General features: G+C 59.6%; 18 protein-coding genes. 1 reads left to right on the top strand and 17 read right to left on the bottom strand.

Annotated elements, in window-relative coordinates:
* Nucleotides 1-10: 10 nt before the first annotated feature.
* The 10 genes from BLW24_RS15250 to BLW24_RS15205 all read right to left on the bottom strand — a co-directional run bounded on the left by BLW24_RS15250 (nt 11) and on the right by BLW24_RS15205 (nt 8,709).
* Nucleotides 11-547 carry an acyltransferase family protein gene (locus BLW24_RS15250; protein ID WP_090383356.1) on the bottom strand — a complete coding sequence of 179 codons (537 nt, stop codon included), beginning with the start codon at nt 545-547 and terminating at the stop codon, nt 11-13.
* 127 nt (nt 548-674) lie between these two features.
* A complete protein-coding gene (gene rpoS / locus BLW24_RS15245; RefSeq protein ID WP_090383351.1) occupies nt 675-1,685 on the bottom strand; it encodes an RNA polymerase sigma factor RpoS in 1,011 nt (336 codons plus the stop codon).
* A gap of 105 nt (nt 1,686-1,790) precedes the next feature.
* Nucleotides 1,791-2,654: a peptidoglycan DD-metalloendopeptidase family protein gene (locus BLW24_RS15240; RefSeq protein ID WP_090383345.1), complete on the bottom strand. Its 864-nt coding sequence runs from the start codon at nt 2,652-2,654 to the stop codon at nt 1,791-1,793.
* Between the two features lie 50 nt (nt 2,655-2,704).
* Nucleotides 2,705-3,655, bottom strand: coding sequence for a polyprenyl-phosphate transporter (locus BLW24_RS15235; RefSeq protein WP_090383339.1), 951 nt, complete (start codon nt 3,653-3,655; stop codon nt 2,705-2,707).
* A gap of 23 nt (nt 3,656-3,678) precedes the next feature.
* Nucleotides 3,679-4,314, bottom strand: coding sequence for a protein-L-isoaspartate(D-aspartate) O-methyltransferase (locus tag BLW24_RS15230; RefSeq protein ID WP_167360449.1), 636 nt, complete (start codon nt 4,312-4,314; stop codon nt 3,679-3,681).
* 41 nt (nt 4,315-4,355) lie between these two features.
* On the bottom strand, nt 4,356-5,105 hold the full coding sequence (gene surE, locus BLW24_RS15225; protein ID WP_090383334.1) for a 5'/3'-nucleotidase SurE: 750 nt from the start codon (nt 5,103-5,105) through the stop codon (nt 4,356-4,358).
* Nucleotides 5,093-6,151, bottom strand: coding sequence for a tRNA pseudouridine(13) synthase TruD (gene truD / locus BLW24_RS15220; protein WP_090383329.1), 1,059 nt, complete (start codon nt 6,149-6,151; stop codon nt 5,093-5,095). Before truD ends, surE begins: the two co-directional genes overlap by 13 nt.
* Nucleotides 6,148-6,621, bottom strand: coding sequence for a 2-C-methyl-D-erythritol 2,4-cyclodiphosphate synthase (gene ispF, locus BLW24_RS15215; RefSeq protein WP_090383324.1), 474 nt, complete (start codon nt 6,619-6,621; stop codon nt 6,148-6,150). The genes truD and ispF overlap by 4 nt, the downstream gene beginning before the upstream one ends.
* A gap of 89 nt (nt 6,622-6,710) precedes the next feature.
* Entirely contained in the window at nt 6,711-7,556 is an 846-nt protein-coding gene (fghA, locus tag BLW24_RS15210) for an S-formylglutathione hydrolase (protein WP_090383318.1), read from the bottom strand.
* Nucleotides 7,557-7,596: 40 nt separating this feature from the next.
* The gene (locus BLW24_RS15205; protein ID WP_090383314.1) at nt 7,597-8,709 is read right to left on the bottom strand and encodes an S-(hydroxymethyl)glutathione dehydrogenase/class III alcohol dehydrogenase; all 1,113 of its coding nucleotides are present in this window, start codon (nt 8,707-8,709) and stop codon (nt 7,597-7,599) included.
* A gap of 123 nt (nt 8,710-8,832) precedes the next feature.
* Here BLW24_RS15205 and BLW24_RS15200 point away from each other — a divergent pair, with 123 nt between their 5' ends.
* Nucleotides 8,833-9,720, top strand: a complete 888-nt coding sequence (locus tag BLW24_RS15200) for a LysR family transcriptional regulator (protein ID WP_090383307.1) — start codon at nt 8,833-8,835, stop codon at nt 9,718-9,720.
* A gap of 52 nt (nt 9,721-9,772) precedes the next feature.
* Here the strand turns inward: BLW24_RS15200 and ispD are convergent, their stop codons facing one another.
* The 7 genes from ispD to BLW24_RS15165 form a co-directional block, all read right to left on the bottom strand.
* Nucleotides 9,773-10,483 (bottom strand): 2-C-methyl-D-erythritol 4-phosphate cytidylyltransferase, encoded by a 711-nt coding sequence (gene ispD / locus BLW24_RS15195; RefSeq protein WP_090383302.1) that lies wholly within the window; start codon nt 10,481-10,483, stop codon nt 9,773-9,775.
* The gene (gene ftsB / locus BLW24_RS15190; protein WP_090383296.1) at nt 10,480-10,761 is read right to left on the bottom strand and encodes a cell division protein FtsB; all 282 of its coding nucleotides are present in this window, start codon (nt 10,759-10,761) and stop codon (nt 10,480-10,482) included. The genes ispD and ftsB overlap by 4 nt, the downstream gene beginning before the upstream one ends.
* Nucleotides 10,762-10,951: 190 nt before the next feature.
* Nucleotides 10,952-12,241: a phosphopyruvate hydratase gene (gene eno, locus BLW24_RS15185; RefSeq protein ID WP_090383292.1), complete on the bottom strand. Its 1,290-nt coding sequence runs from the start codon at nt 12,239-12,241 to the stop codon at nt 10,952-10,954.
* 145 nt (nt 12,242-12,386) lie between these two features.
* Nucleotides 12,387-13,232 (bottom strand): 3-deoxy-8-phosphooctulonate synthase, encoded by an 846-nt coding sequence (gene kdsA / locus BLW24_RS15180; protein WP_090383287.1) that lies wholly within the window; start codon nt 13,230-13,232, stop codon nt 12,387-12,389.
* 4 nt (nt 13,233-13,236) lie between these two features.
* Nucleotides 13,237-14,868 carry a CTP synthase gene (locus BLW24_RS15175; RefSeq protein WP_090383284.1) on the bottom strand — a complete coding sequence of 544 codons (1,632 nt, stop codon included), beginning with the start codon at nt 14,866-14,868 and terminating at the stop codon, nt 13,237-13,239.
* Nucleotides 14,869-15,036: 168 nt separating this feature from the next.
* Nucleotides 15,037-16,353 carry a tRNA lysidine(34) synthetase TilS gene (gene tilS, locus BLW24_RS15170; RefSeq protein ID WP_090383275.1) on the bottom strand — a complete coding sequence of 439 codons (1,317 nt, stop codon included), beginning with the start codon at nt 16,351-16,353 and terminating at the stop codon, nt 15,037-15,039.
* Nucleotides 16,354-16,413: 60 nt separating this feature from the next.
* The gene (locus tag BLW24_RS15165; protein ID WP_090383272.1) at nt 16,414-17,364 is read right to left on the bottom strand and encodes an acetyl-CoA carboxylase carboxyltransferase subunit alpha; all 951 of its coding nucleotides are present in this window, start codon (nt 17,362-17,364) and stop codon (nt 16,414-16,416) included.
* Nucleotides 17,365-17,381: the final 17 nt, after the last annotated feature.

Below are 17,381 nucleotides of genomic sequence, written 5' to 3'. Positions count from 1 at the left end.
ACCTTTGAGGTTAAGTTATGCCGAGCAAGATGATCCCGGCCAGGACGTTCAATCGTACCTTCCACGCCAACCATATCAGAAGGGGGTAGATAAGGTAAAACTGCTCTTCAATAGCAAGCGACCACAAGTGGAGGAGCGGTTTCTGGTCGGAAGCAACGTCGAAATATCCTGCTTCTTTCCAGAGTACAAAATTCTGTACAAACCCCATTCCTGCGGCTATATGCTTGCCTAGTTGCTTGAATTCGTCAGGCAGTAATGCGAACCATCCAAATGTGTAACAAGATCCTGCCACCAGTATCAAGGCAGGGAAAATTCGCTTGATTCGATGAGCGTAGAACTCCGTGAAGACGAAGTTATTGTTCATCAAACTCTTGAAAATGATCATCGAGATCAGATAGCCGGAGATGACGAAAAATATATCAACCCCGATGAATCCGCCTGGCGCAAAGCGTGGGAATGCGTGATAAGCAACTACAGGAAGGATGGCAAGGGCACGTAGACCGTCGATATCAGGACGATACGTCGAATGAAAATTGTGTTCTGACATTTTTATTGGGTAATTTCTTTACTTTGGAGGACTCGATTATACGCCCCCCATTACTTGTGAGGATAGCTGGCATGGAACGGGCACAAAAAACCCGGCCAAGGCCGGGTTGAGTGTTAACGCATCAAGCTCACTGGAACAGTGAGTCGCTCGACAGGCCATTCTTCTCCAGAATTTCCCGCAAACGCTTGAGGGCTTCAACCTGAATTTGCCGCACACGCTCACGGGTCAGGCCGATTTCCTGGCCAACTTCTTCCAACGTACAGCTTTCATGGCCGCGCAAGCCAAAGCGGCGAATCACCACCTCACGCTGCTTGTCAGTCAATTCAGACAGCCACTGATCGATGCTCTGCGATAGATCATCGTCCTGCAGCAACTCGCAAGGATCGGTCGGGCGGTCATCGGTCAGGGTATCGAGCAGGGTCTTGTCCGAATCCTGGCCCAGTGAAACATCCACCGAGGAAACACGCTCATTCAGACCGAGCATGCGTTTGACTTCACCTACCGGTTTTTCCAGCAGGTTGGCAATTTCTTCTGCCGAAGGCTCGTGGTCGAGCTTCTGGGTCAATTCGCGAGCAGCACGTAGGTAGACGTTGAGCTCTTTGACCACATGAATAGGTAAACGAATAGTACGGGTCTGATTCATGATCGCCCGTTCGATGGTCTGGCGGATCCACCAGGTGGCATAGGTCGAAAAACGGAAACCACGCTCAGGGTCGAATTTCTCCACCGCGCGGATCAGACCGAGGTTGCCCTCTTCAATCAAATCCAGCAGGGACAAGCCGCGATTGACGTAACGACGGGCGATTTTCACGACCAGGCGCAGATTGCTTTCGATCATGCGCTTGCGGCCAGCAGGGTCGCCCTTCTGCGCCAGGCGCGCAAAGAACACTTCTTCTTCAGGGGTTAGGAGAGGAGAAAAGCCGATTTCGTTGAGATACAACTGGGTGGCGTCGAGCGCGCGGGTGTAATCGATGTATTTATGCTGCTTGCTGCTAGCGGTGGAAGCTTTTACTTTGCTGCGGGAAAGTGGCGGTTGCGCTTCTTCGTCTGAATCATCGTCAAGGACAATAGCGGGCTCCATCAGGAGCACTTCATCATCGACGTCAAACTCCGGCGCTTCTTTTTTATTAAGAGCCATTTTTGTTATTCCTTGCTGAGTTCGACAGCAAGCCCTAGCGCGACCGAATCCCTGGTTACACCAAAGCCTGTCCCTCCCACGTGATGGAGACAGGCTAGCGCTAGATCAACGTCGCGGCAGGTATTGCAGAGGGTCGACAGGTTTACCTTGGCGGCGTACTTCAAAATGAAGTTTCACCCGGTCGGTTCCTGTGGAACCCATTTCGGCAATTTTCTGCCCGGCTTTGACCTTTTGCCCCTCCTGCACCAACAGCCTGCGGTTGTGACCGTAAGCGCTTACGTAGGTATCGCTATGTTTGATGATCACTAATTCGCCGTAGCCCCGTAAACCACTCCCGGCATAGACCACTGAACCATCAGACGCAGCCAAAACAGGCTGGCCCAATTCTCCGGCGATATCAATGCCTTTATTCAAACTGCCGTTTGATGAAAAACGCCCGATAACCGGCCCACTGGAAGGCCACAGCCAACCCGATGCAGAGCGCTTAGTCGGAGGTAACGCGGTAACGCTTGGAGTGGTTTTCACCGGCGCTGGTGGTTGGGTTTTGGGGGCGCGAGTCTGGATGGGGGTACTAGCCCGGCCAGGCGGCGGTGTAACGACCACAGGCGCCTTGGCGACCACGGGCGGACGGGCGGCAGGCTGACCATCAAAGCGAATGATCTGACCAACCCGGATCAGGTAAGGCGGCGCAATGCCATTCCGTGCAGCCAGCGCCTTCCAGTCCCAGCCGAAACGGAACGCAATCGAATACAGCGTATCGCCACGTTGCACCTGATACTGGCCACTGCTGACCGGCTGGCGCTGCGGCGCCTGAGTAGCGCCGCCCTGAGTACGGTCAACCACCTTAACGCCACCCGGAGGCGGGCTTGCACAAGCGCTGAGCAACGCACCGAGGACAAGACCACTCAACAGAGTACGAGCACTGCTGGCGCGAATCGGCAATTGAATGGCTGTGAAACTCACCTGCATCTCCCTCGGGCAAAACTGCTTACATCTAACTGGCGTGCATTGTGCCGCAATTATGGGTTATCACCAGCGCTTTGCGGGTTACGCCCAGCCAGCCACTCCAAGCCCAGCACCAGCAGGATGCCAGCAATCGCCAGGACAATGGCCAGCAGCAACTGCGGGTTCTGGCCGCTGATTTCGGCGAATTGCGCAGGCAACAGATTGGCTTGCAGCAGCGGTACCTGTTCGCCGTGGCTATCAGTCCGCCAGGTCAGGGTTTCCTTCCAGGGCCAGATCTTGTTCAACGACCCCAGCATCAGGCCGGTAAGAAAGGCCAGACTGAGGTCGCGCCAGCGCACCAGCAGCCAGCGCAACAGACTGGCGAAGCTGACCAGGCCGACCAGGCAGCCCGCGGCAAACACCGCCAGCAGGGCCAGATCGAAGCTCTTCACCGCCCCCAGCACTACCGAGTAAAGGCCCAGCAGCACCAGAATAAAGCTGCCGGAGATCCCCGGCAGGATCATCGCGCAGATGGCAATGGCCCCGGCGATAAATAGACTGAACGGATCGCTGTCCAACTGCACCGGCGAGGCCACGGTAATCCAGTAGGCAAAGCCGCCGCCGAGGGCGAAGCTCAAGCCCCGACTCCAGTTCCAGCGCTGGATCTCCCGTGCCACCAGATGCGCAGAGACCAGAATCAAACCAAAGAAGAACGACCACACCGGTATGGGGTGTTCGGCCAGCAGGTAAGTAATCAGTCGTGCCAGGCTCAGCACGCTGGTCATGATGCCCAGCAGCAGAATCAGCAGAAAGGTGGCATTGGCTGCCTGCCAGGCATCGCGCACACGCCCGCGCCCGCGCCCGCGCAACAACATTATGGCCGCGGCCGGAATACTGGCGATAGAACGCAGCAGCTCATCGTAGATACCGGTAATAAAGGCGACGGTGCCGCCAGATACGCCGGGCACCACATCGGCCGCGCCCATGGCGATGCCTTTGGCGTAAAGCAGGAAATACTTCTTCATGGGTTCATCCGAAAACAATCGAGTCAGGCCAGGGGCCCGTTGAGCAAGGGCACAAAACGCACCGCATCCAGCACATGCCGGGAAAAGCCATCGTCTTCACGGACGATCAGCAGTAGCTCCTGCACATCGCCTGCGCCGACCGGAATTACCAGGCGCCCACCCGGAGCCAACTGATCGAGCAGGGCCTGCGGCACATTGGCCGCGGCTGCAGTGACGATGATGCCGTTGTATGGCCCCAGGGCATTCCAACCCTCCCAACCGTCCCCCCAGCGAAACACCACATTGCGCAGATTAAGCTGAGCCAGGCGTTCCTTGGCTTTGTCCTGCAGGCTCTGGATGCGCTCGACGCTAAATACCCGCTCGACCAGCTGCGCCAGAATCGCGGTCTGATAGCCCGAGCCGGTGCCGATCTCCAGCACCTTGTCCAAGGGCCCTGCCGCCAGCAGCAGCTCACTCATGCGCGCAACCATATAAGGCTGCGAGATGGTCTGATTGTTGCCAATAGGCAGCGCGGTGTCTTCGTAGGCGCGATGGGCCAGAGCCTCATCGACAAACAGATGACGCGGCGTGCGGCGGATGGCTTCCAGCACATGGGCGTTGGATAGACCTTCCTCGTACAGCCTTTGAATCAGCCGCTCACGGGTGCGCTGCGAAGTCATGCCGATGCCACGATGGTGCAGCTCATCCTGTTCCCGACGGATCACAGCAGCCCCTCCAGCCAGGGCTGCAGGCTGTTGAAGCCATCAGCAAAGGTGCGGTCCAGTTGCAGCGGCGTGACCGAGACATAGCCCTGCATTACCGCATGGAAATCCGTACCGGGACCGCCGTCTTCGGCATCACCGGCCACCGAGATCCAGTAACCCTCTTTGCCGCGCGGATTAACTACTTTGACCGGCGCCGCAGCACGGGCGCGGTGGCCCAGGCGGGTAAGCTGGATGCCACGGATATGCTCCAGCGGCAGATTGGGGATATTCACATTGAGTACGGTGCGCGGTGGCAGATCGAGCTGCTCATGCGCCTCGACCAGCTTGCGGGCGAAATAGGCCGCGGTTGGCAGATTGTCCGGCAGGCGCGAAAGCAAGGAGAAAGCAAACGCCGGACGCGCCAGAAAGCGCCCTTCCAAGGCCGCCGCCACGGTGCCGGAATACAGCACGTCATCACCCAGGTTGGCACCCAGGTTGATACCGGACACCACCAGATCCGCTACCTGTGGCAGCAGGCCGTTGAGGCCCAGGTGCACGCAATCGGTCGGCGTACCGTTAAGGCTGATATAGCCATTGGGCAGCGTGGTCGGGTGCAGCGGACGATCAAGGGTCAGCGAGCTGCTCGCACCGCTCTTGTCCTGATCGGGGGCAATCACCGTGCACTCGGCATAGTCGGCCAGCGCCGCATGCAGCGCCGCCAGGCCTGGCGCAGCAACGCCGTCATCATTGGAAATCAGAATACGCATGGGTTGTCCGTCTGCCCTGCAGGCAACAGATCGACGAGCTCACGCACCAAGACGGTGGCAAAGCATCCAGCCGGCAGGACGAATTCCAGTTGCAGAATGTCAGGTTCCGGATAATGCCACGACAGGCCGCCAATGGGGAGGCGCAGGATACGCCGTTCGTGCGTCATGTCTGCTTCTGCCAACCAATCGACCAAGGCACTTTCGCGCACGCCAACCTGCTGCTCCAGCGCTTGCGCGACACCCGCAGCGCCAGAGACGCCTGCACCCCACAGCGGGCCCGTTGGGTGCAGATCGAGAATCGCCAGGCGCGGATCGTTGCACTCCGCCTCGCCGGCCGCAAAGAAGCTGCGACTGTCGGTAAAGGCCAGCAGATCACCGAGCAACGCCTGATTCCAGGTGCCGGCGGCGACCCGCTCAGCCAGCACCTGATTGAACAGGTAACTGCGCGCCGCCGAAAGCACCCGCGAACGCACATTGCGTTTCTCCGGCAGGCTCTTGTTTGCCGCAAAGTGCCGGGCATGGGCGACATTGCCGCCCTCGAAGCCGAAACGCTGCAAGCCGTAATAGTTGGGAATGCCCTGGGCGGCGATCTGTTTGAGGCGCTGATCCAACGCGTCGCGATCCGCAGCCAGTTGGGTCAGGCGCAGGGTAAAGCCGTTGGCTGCATGGGCGCCGCGCTGCAGTTTGCGGCTATGTCGCACCTGCTTGAGGATGCGCAGGCTGGCATCTTCGGCGGCACTCAGGTCGGGATCGACCTTGCCTGGCAGGTGCAGGCTGAACCACTGACGGGTCAGGGCCTGACGATCCTTGAGGCCAGCGTAGCTGATCAACTTCAACGGCACGCCGGCCGCGCGGGCAATACGCTTGGCCGCTTCCTCGGTATTCAGCTCGCGCTTTTCCACCCACAGCCAGAGGTGCTCACCCTCGCCCGCCAGGGGAATATCCAGCACTTCATCGACCTGAAAGTCCTCCGCCACGGCCTTGAGCACCGCAGTACCACAAGGCTCGCCATAGGCGCGCGGCCCCAGCAATTCGAGTTCGTTCATCGGGCGACCAACAGCGCGACGGCATGCACCGCAATGCCTTCTTCGCGGCCGGTAAAGCCGAGCTTCTCGGTAGTGGTGGCCTTGACGTTAACCTGATCCAGGCTCACCTGCAGGTCTTCGGCAATCCGCGCGCGCATGGTGTCGATATGCGGCGCCATTTTTGGCGCCTGAGCAACGATGGTGGCGTCGACATTACCGACTTGCCAGCCCTTGGCATGCACCAGACCGAGCACATGGCGCAGCAGCACGCGGCTGTCAGCGCCCTTGAAGGTCGGATCGGTATCGGGGAAGTGTTTGCCGATATCACCCAGCGCCGCAGCGCCGAGCAGGGCATCGCTCAGGGCATGCAGCAGCACGTCACCATCGGAATGGGCCAGCAGGCCGAATTTATGGGAAATCTGCACGCCGCCCAGAGTGATAAAGGAGCCCTCACCGAAGCGGTGCACATCGTAGCCGTGGCCAATACGCATAAGAAACAACGCCCTGAAAAAGTCAGGGCGTGATTCTAACTGAAAGCTACAGGATCAACCCGGCTAGCTGGCCGTCGGTCAGTAGCGGCTCAGCTCAACAACGCCTTGGCGTGATGACGCAGGTGGTCATCGATAAAGCTGGCGATAAAGTAGTAGCTGTGGTCATAGCCCGGCTGCAGACGCAAGGTCAGTGGATGACCTGCGGCCTGCGCCGCTGCCTTGAGCGCATCCGGCTTGAGCTGGTTTTCCAGGAAGTCATCACGATCACCCTGATCGACCAGAATCGGCAGCTTTTCTGTTGCCTCGGCGAGCAAGGCGCAGGCATCCCATTCGCGCCAGCGCGGGCGCTCGTCGCCCAGGTAGCGCGAGAACGCCTTTTCGCCCCAGGGGCAATTGCTCGGGTTGCTGATAGGCGCAAAGGCCGACAGCGACTGATAGCGCCCCGGATTACGCAGCGCACAGACTAGCGCGCCATGCCCGCCCATGGAGTGACCGCTGATACCGCGCTTGTCGGATACCGGGAAGTTCGCCTCGATCAGCGCCGGCAGTTCCTGCACCACGTAATCGTACATGCGGTAATGCCGCGCCCAGGGTTCCTGAGTGGCGTTCAGGTAGAAACCCGCACCCAGACCGAAGTCCCAGGCCTTGTCCGGATCATCCGGCACATCGGCACCGCGCGGGCTGGTATCCGGCGCGACAATGATCATCCCCAGCTCGGCCGCTAGCTTGTGTGCCCCAGCCTTCTGCATAAAGTTCTCATCGGTGCAGGTCAGCCCGCTCAGCCAATACAGTACCGGCAGTTTGCCGCCCTGCTCGGCCTGCGGCGGCAGGTACACGGCAAACACCATGTCACAGCCCAGCACCGTCGAACGGTGGCGATAACGCTTGTGCCAGCCGCCGGCGCTCTTCTGGCAGGAAATATTTTCCAAGGTCATAGGGCCTCCAGTGGGCGGTTATGTCAGCCGCCCAGCGTGATCAGAAGTGGATAACGGTGCGGATGCTCTTGCCTTCATGCATCAGATCGAAGGCCTTGTTGATGTCATCCAGCGGCATGTTGTGGGTGATAAAGGTGTCCAGTGGAATTTCGCCCTTCTGCGCCTTTTCCACATAGCTCGGCAGCTCGGTACGGCCCTTGACGCCGCCGAAGGCCGAACCGCGCCAGACGCGACCGGTCACCAACTGGAACGGGCGGGTGCTGATTTCCTGACCGGCACCGGCCACGCCGATAATCACCGACTCGCCCCAGCCCTTGTGCGCGCACTCCAGGGCGGCGCGCATCAGCTGCACATTACCCACGCACTCGAAGGAGTAATCGACACCGCCGTCGGTCATCTCGACGATGACCTCCTGAATCGGCTTGGCGAAATCCTTGGGGTTAACGAAATCGGTCGCGCCCAGTTCACGGGCCACCTCGAACTTGGCCGGGTTGATATCGATAGCGATGATGCGCGAGGCCTTGGCCATCTTCGCACCGATGATCGCCGCCAGGCCGATACCGCCGAGGCCGAAGATCGCCACGGTGGCGCCCTCTTCCACCTTGGCAGTGTTGAGCACGGCGCCGATGCCGGTGGTCACGCCACAACCGAGCAGGCAAACCTTCTCCAGCGGAGCCTCCTTGGGGATCACCGCCAGGGAGATTTCCGGCAGCACGGTGTATTCGGAGAAGGTCGAGCAGCCCATGTAGTGGTAGATCGGCTCACCGTTATAGCTGAAGCGGCTGGTGCCGTCCGGCATCAGGCCCTTGCCCTGAGTGGCACGTACCGAGCTGCACAGATTGGTCTTGCCGGATTTGCAGAACTTACAGGCGCGGCATTCGGCGGTGTACAGCGGAATCACGTGGTCGCCGACTTGCACCGAGGTCACGCCCTCGCCAATGGCCTCGACGATGCCGCCGCCTTCATGGCCGAGAATCGCCGGGAACACCCCTTCGGAATCCTCCCCCGACAGGGTGTAGGCATCGGTGTGGCACACGCCGGTGGCGACAATACGCACCAGCACTTCCCCGGCCTTGGGCGGCGCCACGTCGACTTCGACGATTTGCAGCGGCTGATTGGGGGCAAAGGCTACGGCAGCACGGGACTTGATCATGATCGCTCTCCAGCGGATTCAACGGTGGCGCAGAGTGTAGATCAGTGATGCAGATAGATAATCGAACAAAAAACAAAACATTCTTGCTATATAGGGACAATCAATTCGCAACAGGACATCCGTATGAACCGCTGGGAAGGCCTTGATGAATTTGTCGCGGTCGCTGAATGCGGCCAGTTCACCGCTGCCGCCGAACGCCTGAGCCTGTCATCCTCTCAGGTCAGCCGGCAGATCGCGCGACTGGAGGAACGCCTGCAGACGCGCCTGTTCTACCGCAGCACCCGCCGCGTGGCGCTGACCGAGGCCGGGCAAACCTTTCTGCAGCACTGTCAGCGTCTGCAGGATGCCCGCGAGGAAGCACTGCGCGCCGTCGGCGATCTGGGTAGTGAGCCCAAGGGTCTGCTGCGCATGACCTGCGCCGTGGCCTATGGCGAGCGCTTTATCGTGCCGCTGGTCACCGACTTTATGCTGCAACATTCGCAATTGCGGGTGGACATCGAACTAAGCAACCGCACCCTCGACCTTTTGCATGACGGCCTCGACCTGGCCATTCGCCTGGGCCGCTTGCAGGACTCGCGCCTGGTAGCCACACGCTTGGCGCCACGACAGATGTACTTATGCGCCGCCCCGGCGTACTTGCAGCGCTACGGGCGCCCGCATTCGCTGTCGGAGCTGGCGCGGCACAACTGCCTGGTCGGCAGTTCGGATCTCTGGAGTTTTCAGGCCAGCGGCCGCGACTCCAGCCTGCGGGTACAAGGCAACTGGCGCTGCAACAGTGGCCAGGCGGTGCTGGAAGCCGCGCTGCGCGGCCTGGGTCTGTGCCAACTGCCGGACTACTACGTACTGGAGCATTTGCGCAGCGGCGCGTTGGTCTCGTTGCTGGATAACCAGCAGCCACCGGACACTGCGGTGTGGGCGCTGTATCCACAGCAACGCCACCTGTCACCAAAGGTGCGGCAGCTGGTGGAGTTTCTTAAACAGGGGTTAGCGCAGCGCAGCGAGTATCGCTAGAACCTGTTTACGACCTGCTACGCGTCGGCCCTGCTGCGTTAAAAACAGGCTCTTAGTTCTTGAGGTGCCAAAGGCTTGCCAGGCTGCGTAGATCTTCAGGACGAGTGACCTTGAGGTTGTCGGAGCGTCCTTCGATCAGGCGCGGCGCCTGTCCGGCCCACTCGATGGCCGAGGCCTCATCGGTAATCGCCACACCGGCAATCAGCGCATCGGCCAGAGCACGCTGCAATTCGCCAAGACGGAACATCTGCGGGGTAAAGGCCTGCCAGATGGTCGAACGATCCACCGTCACCTGCACCCGACCATCGGCGCCAGCACGTTTGAGGGTATCGCGCGCCGGTACGGCCAACAGGCCGCCTACGGGGTCATCGGCCAGCTCGCTGAGCAGCAGGTCGAGATCGCTGCGTGCCAGGTTAGGCCGCGCCGCATCGTGCACCAGCACCCAATCCTGCTCCTGGGCGCCAAGTTCGCTCAAGCGCAGCAGACCATTGAGCACCGAATCAGCGCGCTCGGCACCGCCATCTGCGCGATGGATGCGTGGATCATGTGCGCAGCTCAGGGCCGGCCAGTAGGGATCATCCGCCGCCAGGCTGACCACCACGACCCGCAGCTGCGGATGCTCAAGAAAGCACGCCAGGGTGTGTTCGATAATGCTTTTGCCGGCCAGTTGCAGGTACTGCTTAGGCCGGTCGGCGCGCATCCGGCTGCCAATGCCGGCAGCAGGAAGCAATGCCCAGAAAGGGGGTAATGCAGAGGTATTCATTCAGCCAACTGATAGAGGGTTTCGCCCTCTTTAAGCATGCCCAGCTCATGCCGCGCACGCTCTTCGACGGTTTCCATCCCGCTTTTCAACTCCAGAACCTCGGCTTCGAGAATCCGGTTACGCTCTTGCAGCTGCTGGTTTTCGCCCTGTTGACCGGCGATCTGTTGCTGCAACTGGGCCACCTGCGCCAGGCTGCCATCGCCGACCCATAGGCGATATTGCAGACCTGCCAGCACGGCAATCAGCACGATAAATACCCAGTAGAAATTATTGCGCATAGCGTAAAAAGCTTCCGAACGGAAAAGGGGCGACTCGCGCCGCCCCTCTTTTACCACGCATTGAGTGGTCACTGAAAACATCGCGAGCGAAGACTAGGCAAGGCTAAATCAGGCGAGGCAGCGGAATTTACTGCAGTAAATGAGCATGCCGAGCCTGATTTTAACGCCGCATAGTCGAGCGCAGCGGTTTTCAGCCACGGAACTCGGCGCGGCCTTTGTAAGGCGCCTTACCCGCCAGCTGCTCTTCGATGCGCAGCAGTTGGTTGTACTTGGACACGCGGTCCGAGCGGCACAGCGAGCCAGTCTTGATCTGGCCAGCAGCCGTACCGACCGCGAGGTCAGCGATGGTGCTGTCTTCGGTTTCACCCGAACGGTGCGAGATCACGGCGGTGTAACCGGCAGCCTTGGCCATATGGATGGCTTGCAGGGTTTCGGTCAGGGTGCCGATCTGGTTGAACTTGATCAGGATCGAGTTGCCGATCGACTCGTCGATACCGCGCTTGAGGATCTTGGTGTTGGTTACAAACAGGTCGTCACCTACCAACTGCACCTTTTCGCCGATCTTGTCGGTGAGGACTTTCCAGCCAGCCCAGTCGGACTCATCCATGCCATCTTCGATGGAGATGATCGGGTAACGCTGGGTCAGGCCCGCCAGGTAGTCGGCGAAACCTTCGGCGCTGAACACCTTGCCTTCGCCAGCCAGGTCGTACTGACCGTCCTTGAAGAACTCGCTGGAAGCGCAGTCCAGTGCCAGGGTCACGTCATCACCCAGTTTGTAGCCGGCATTGGCCACGGCTTCGGCGATAGCAGCCAGCGCGTCTTCGTTGGAAGCCAGGTTCGGCGCGAAGCCGCCTTCATCACCCACGGAGGTGCTCAGGCCACGGGCCTTTAGCACGGCTTTGAGGTGGTGGAAAATTTCGGTACCCATACGCAGCGCGTCGGCGAAGGTCTTGGCGCCAACCGGCTGAACCATGAACTCCTGAATGTCGACGTTGTTATCGGCGTGCTCGCCGCCGTTGATGATGTTCATCATCGGTACTGGCATCGAGTAAACGCCAGGAGTGCCGTTCAGGTCGGCAATGTGTGCGTACAGCGGCACGCCCTTGGCCTGAGCGGCAGCCTTGGCCGCAGCCAGGGATACGGCGAGGATGGCGTTGGCACCCAGAGTGGCTTTGTTCTCGGTACCGTCGAGGGCAATCATCGCCAGGTCGAGAGCTTGCTGGTCGGTGGCATCTTTACCCAGCAGCAGGTCGCGGATTGGACCATTGATGTTGGCTACAGCCTTCAACACGCCCTTGCCCAGGTAACGGCTCTTGTCGCCATCACGCAATTCCAGCGCTTCACGCGAACCGGTAGAGGCACCGGATGGCGCACAGGCGCTGCCGATGATGCCGCTGTCGAGAATTACATCGGCTTCCACTGTCGGGTTACCACGGGAATCGAGAACCTCACGGCCTTTGATGTCGACGATCTTTGCCATTGCGTGTAGCACTCCAAAAAATTGACGAAAAGGGTAGTACCGAGTTGCACACTCATTGCGCGTTGGCAGTTATTCCAACGCACAACATGTACCGACTATTTAGTCAGATTGTATACAAATGGCACTTTACCGGAGATTTTCCGTTTCAGGCAGTCTCAATCGGCGCAAAACTCTTGATCAAATCATCCAGCTGCTTGAGCTGGGTGAGGAACGGCTCCAGCTTGTCCAGGCGCAAAGCGCAAGGGCCGTCGCACTTGGCGTTGTCCGGATCCGGATGGGCTTCGAGGAACAGACCAGCCAAGCCCTGGCTCATGCCCGCCTTGGCCAGATCAGCCACCTGAGCACGGCGGCCGCCAGCAGAATCGGCGCGGCCACCCGGCATTTGCAGGGCATGGGTCACGTCGAAGAACACCGGGTAATTCATCTGCTTCATGATGCCGAAGCCGAGCATGTCTACTACCAAGTTGTTATAGCCGAAAGAGGAGCCGCGCTCGCAGAGAATCAGTTGGTCATTACCCGCTTCTTCGCACTTAGCCAGGATGTGTTTCATCTCCTGGGGCGCAAGAAACTGAGCCTTCTTGATATTGATCACCGCGCCGGTCTTGGCCATGGCCACGACCAGATCGGTCTGCCGCGACAGAAACGCCGGCAACTGGATAATGTCGCAGACCGCAGCCACTGGAGCTGCTTGCTCAGGCTCATGCACATCGGTGATCACCGGCACGCCGAAGGTCTTTTTGATTTCCTCGAAGACCTTCATGCCTTCTTCCAGGCCAGGGCCACGGAACGAGGTCACGGACGAGCGGTTGGCCTTGTCGAAGCTGGCCTTGAACACGTAAGGGATACCGAGCTTTTCGGTGACCCGCACGTATTCTTCACAGGCGCGCATGGCCAGATCGCGGGATTCGATGACGTTGATCCCGCCGAACAGCACGAATGGCTTGTCATTGGCGATCTCAATACCGCCAACCTTGATGATTCTCTGCGTCATATCCCTATGCCTTCTTAGCTTTCTGCGCCAGCGCGGCAGTGACAAAACCACTGAACAGCGGGTGGCCATCGCGCGGAGTCGAAGTGAACTCCGGGTGGAACTGACAAGCTACGAACCACGGATGATCCGGCGCCTCAACCACTTCAACCAGCGCACCGTCACCCGAGCGGCCGGTAATCTTTAGGCCAGCTTCGATCAGCTGCGGCAACAGGTTGTTGTTCACTTCGTAGCGATGACGATGACGCTCGACGATTACATCCTTGCCGTAGCAGGCATGCACTTGCGAACCGGCCTGCAGTTGGCAGTCCTGCGCGCCCAGGCGCATGGTGCCGCCCAGGTCGGAAGCATCAGTACGCTGCTCGGTCACGCCGGTGGCGTCTTGCCATTCGGTAATCAGCCCGACTACAGGATGAGTGCTGACGGTGTCGAATTCGGTGGAATTGGCATCAGTCCAGCCCAGCACGTTGCGGGCGAACTCAATAACCGCGACCTGCATGCCGAGGCAGATACCCAGGTAAGGAATCTTGTTCTCACGGGCGTACTGCACGGTCTTGATCTTGCCTTCCACACCGCGCAGACCGAAACCACCCGGCACCAGAATGGCATCCACGCCTTCAAGCAGCGCAGTGCCTTTGTTCTCGATGTCTTCGGAGTCGATATAACGCAGGTTAACCTTGGTGCGGTTCTGAATACCGGCATGGCTCATCGCTTCGATCAGCGATTTGTAGGCATCCAGCAGCTCCATGTACTTGCCGACCATGGCGATGGTGACTTCGTGCTCCGGATTCAGCTTGGCATCGACCACGCGGTCCCACTCGGACAGGTCGGCGCCGTTGCACTCCAGACCAAAGCGCTCGACGACGAAATCATCCAGGCCCTGGGCATGCAGCACACCCGGAATCTTGTAGATGGTGTCGACGTCTTCCAGGGAAATCACCGCACGCTCTTCAACGTTGGTGAACAGCGCGATCTTGCGACGCGAGGAGATATCCACCGGATGATCGGAGCGGCAGATCAGCACGTCCGGTTGCAGGCCTATAGAACGCAGCTCTTTCACCGAGTGCTGAGTCGGTTTGGTCTTGGTTTCGCCCGCTGTGGCGATGTACGGCACCAGGGTCAGGTGCATCAGCATGGCGCGCTTGGCGCCTACTTCCACACGCAGCTGGCGGATGGCTTCGAGGAACGGCTGCGACTCGATGTCGCCCACCGTGCCGCCAATTTCAACCATGGCCACGTCAGCATCACCGGCACCCTTGATGATGCGGCGCTTGATTTCGTCGGTGATGTGCGGGATGACCTGAATGGTTGCGCCCAGGTAATCACCACGGCGCTCGCGGCGTAGCACGTCTTCGTAGACGCGGCCAGTGGTGAAGTTGTTGTTCTGGGTCATGGTGGTGCGGATAAACCGCTCATAGTGGCCCAGGTCAAGGTCGGTCTCAGCGCCGTCGTGGGTGACGAACACCTCACCGTGCTGGAACGGGCTCATGGTGCCCGGATCGACGTTGATATAGGGATCCAGCTTGAGCATGGTGACCTTCAGGCCCCGCGCCTCCAGGATAGCCGCCAATGAAGCCGAGGCGATGCCTTTCCCCAATGAAGAAACAACACCACCCGTGACGAATATGTAGCGCGTCATGAAAAACCCTAGAAGTCTGCGTTTAAGCGGTCAATGCCGCCAGGGAAAGCGAAGGAATACCGAAGCGGCTCTCTGCGATGCACTGCAATGAGCTAGCCCTGTCGATTCCCAAGGGGAGTCAACAAAAGCTGTAGTAAGACGGGAGCGTAGTCTACCGGAAAGGGCTTATCAGCTCAAACCTTGATCATTCGTCGGTGGCTGCCAATGCAATTGCCAGCTGCCATCAGCGGCACCCTGCAGACCTGGCAGGTTGGCGACTGCCACCACCTGCTTATCCAGGCGCAGCAGTGGCAGGCGGTCACGAACAAAAGCCGGAACGCGCAGCTCATTAAACAGACGCTTGAGGTCGCGGTGCCCGCGCCCCGGTAACAACATCTGCTCACCGGGCTGGCGATAGCCCAACTGCCAGTTACCCGCCGGTAACTGGCCATCAATTCGCACCAGGCCATTCCCGGGTAATGTCATTTGCTGATTACCTTGAACCGCAACATGAAGCGAAGCCGGCGAACGCAACCAATCACCCGCCAACCACCACAGCCGCTCATCACTGCGACGCAACTCCCCCGCTGCCAGCTTCCAGATTGGCGCAGCATCCGACGCAGCATCACGCAGCGCTAGCCAGCCGGCCCAGTGCTCGCTATCGGGCATCGCCGTCAACGGACGCAGCCAGTAACGCAGGGCATTGCGTTGGCGCGGCTCACTCAGGCTGCGCAGCGCAGGCAGCGCCAAACTGGGTAATGGCAGCCAGGCAAACTCGGCTGAGACCTGCGCAGTAGCCATATCCTGCTGCGCCAACTCATCGAGCAACTGCGCCGCCTCACTCAAGTGTGCAGCGCTGCGGGCCATACTAACTGAGGCCCGGGGCCAGCGACTGAGCAACGCAGGTATCACCTGACGACGCAGGTAGTTGCGCGAAAAACGCTCATCGGCATTGGACGGATCTTCGACCCAGCTCAGCTTGTGCTCACGGGCATAAGCCAACAACTCATCACGCGAGCAGTTGAGCAGTGGCCGAACCAGCTGCCCCGCGCCCAACGCCCGACTCACCGGCATAGCCGACAAACCCTGCACGCCGGCACCGCGCAACAGGCGAAACAACAACGTTTCCGCCTGATCATCGCGATGCTGCGCAGTTAGCAGCACCTCACCAGCCCCCAGACGCGCCGCAAAAGCCGCGTAGCGAGCAGCGCGAGCCGCCTGTTCAAGGCTGGCGCCAGGAGCAATCTGGACATAATCAACCTGCAACGGCACGGACAAGATTTCACAGAGTTCACGGCAATGCGCCGGCCAGGCGTCGGCAGCAGCCTGCAGACCGTGGTGGATATGAATAGCGGAAAGAGGCGGCAATGCCTCACGTTGTGCAAGACTGGCCAGCAGGTGCAACAGCACCGTGGAATCCAGCCCGCCCGACAGGGCCACACACCAGCCTGGGGCACCGAGCCAGGGCTGCAAGGCATCACGCAAACGAATATGCACAGGAGTCATCGGCCAAGCTTAAAACAACAATGGGCCCGAAGGCCCGTTGTATGCGCGACTACCAAGCAATCAGGCAATCCCGTAACTCATCAGACGCTCATAACGACGCTTGAGCAGCGCGTCGGTATCGAAGGTCTTGAGCATTTCCAACTGCGTCAACAGCGCCTGACGGATCGACTCAGCCGCTGCAGCCGGGTCGCTGTGCGCGCCACCGAGTGGCTCACCGATCACCTGATCAACAATGCCCAGGCCTTTCAGGCGCTCGGCAGTGATACCCATCGCCTCGGCGGCATCCGGAGCCTTTTCTGCGGTTTTCCACAGAATCGAGGCGCAGCCCTCTGGCGAGATCACCGAATAGGTGGAGTACTGCAGCATGTTCAGCTGATCGCACACGCCAATCGCCAAAGCGCCGCCGGAACCACCCTCACCGATTACGGTGGCAATGATCGGGGTTTTCAGGCGCGCCATAACGCGTAGGTTCCAGGCGATGGCTTCACTCTGATTGCGTTCTTCGGCGTCGATACCTGGGTAGGCACCCGGGGTGTCGATAAAGGTCAGGATCGGCATCTTGAAGCGCTCAGCCATCTCCATCAGGCGGCACGCCTTGCGGTAGCCCTCCGGACGCGGCATACCGAAGTTGCGGCGCACCTTTTCGCGAATCTCACGGCCTTTCTGGTGACCGATAACCATCACCGGCTCGCCGCCCAGACGGGCAACTCCGCCCACCAGGGCCGCGTCGTCGGAGAAGTGGCGATCGCCATGCAGCTCATCGAACTCGGTAAAGATGTGCTGCAGGTAATCCAGGGTGTAAGGACGGCGTGGGTGGCGCGCCAGCTGGGCGATCTGCCAGCTGCTCAAATTGCCGAAAATAGTTTCGGTCAGCGAGCTGCTCTTGTCCTGCAGGCGGGCGATTTCATCGTTGATGTTCAACGAGTTGTCGTTACCGACCAGGCGAAGCTCTTCGATCTTGGCTTGCAGGTCGGCGATCGGCTGTTCGAAATCGAGAAAATTCGGGTTCATAGTCATCCGTCTTGCGT

This window comes from Pseudomonas anguilliseptica, assembly GCF_900105355.1.
Lineage (GTDB): Bacteria > Pseudomonadota > Gammaproteobacteria > Pseudomonadales > Pseudomonadaceae > Aquipseudomonas > Aquipseudomonas anguilliseptica.
This window is presented reverse-complemented; position numbering and strand designations above follow the sequence as displayed.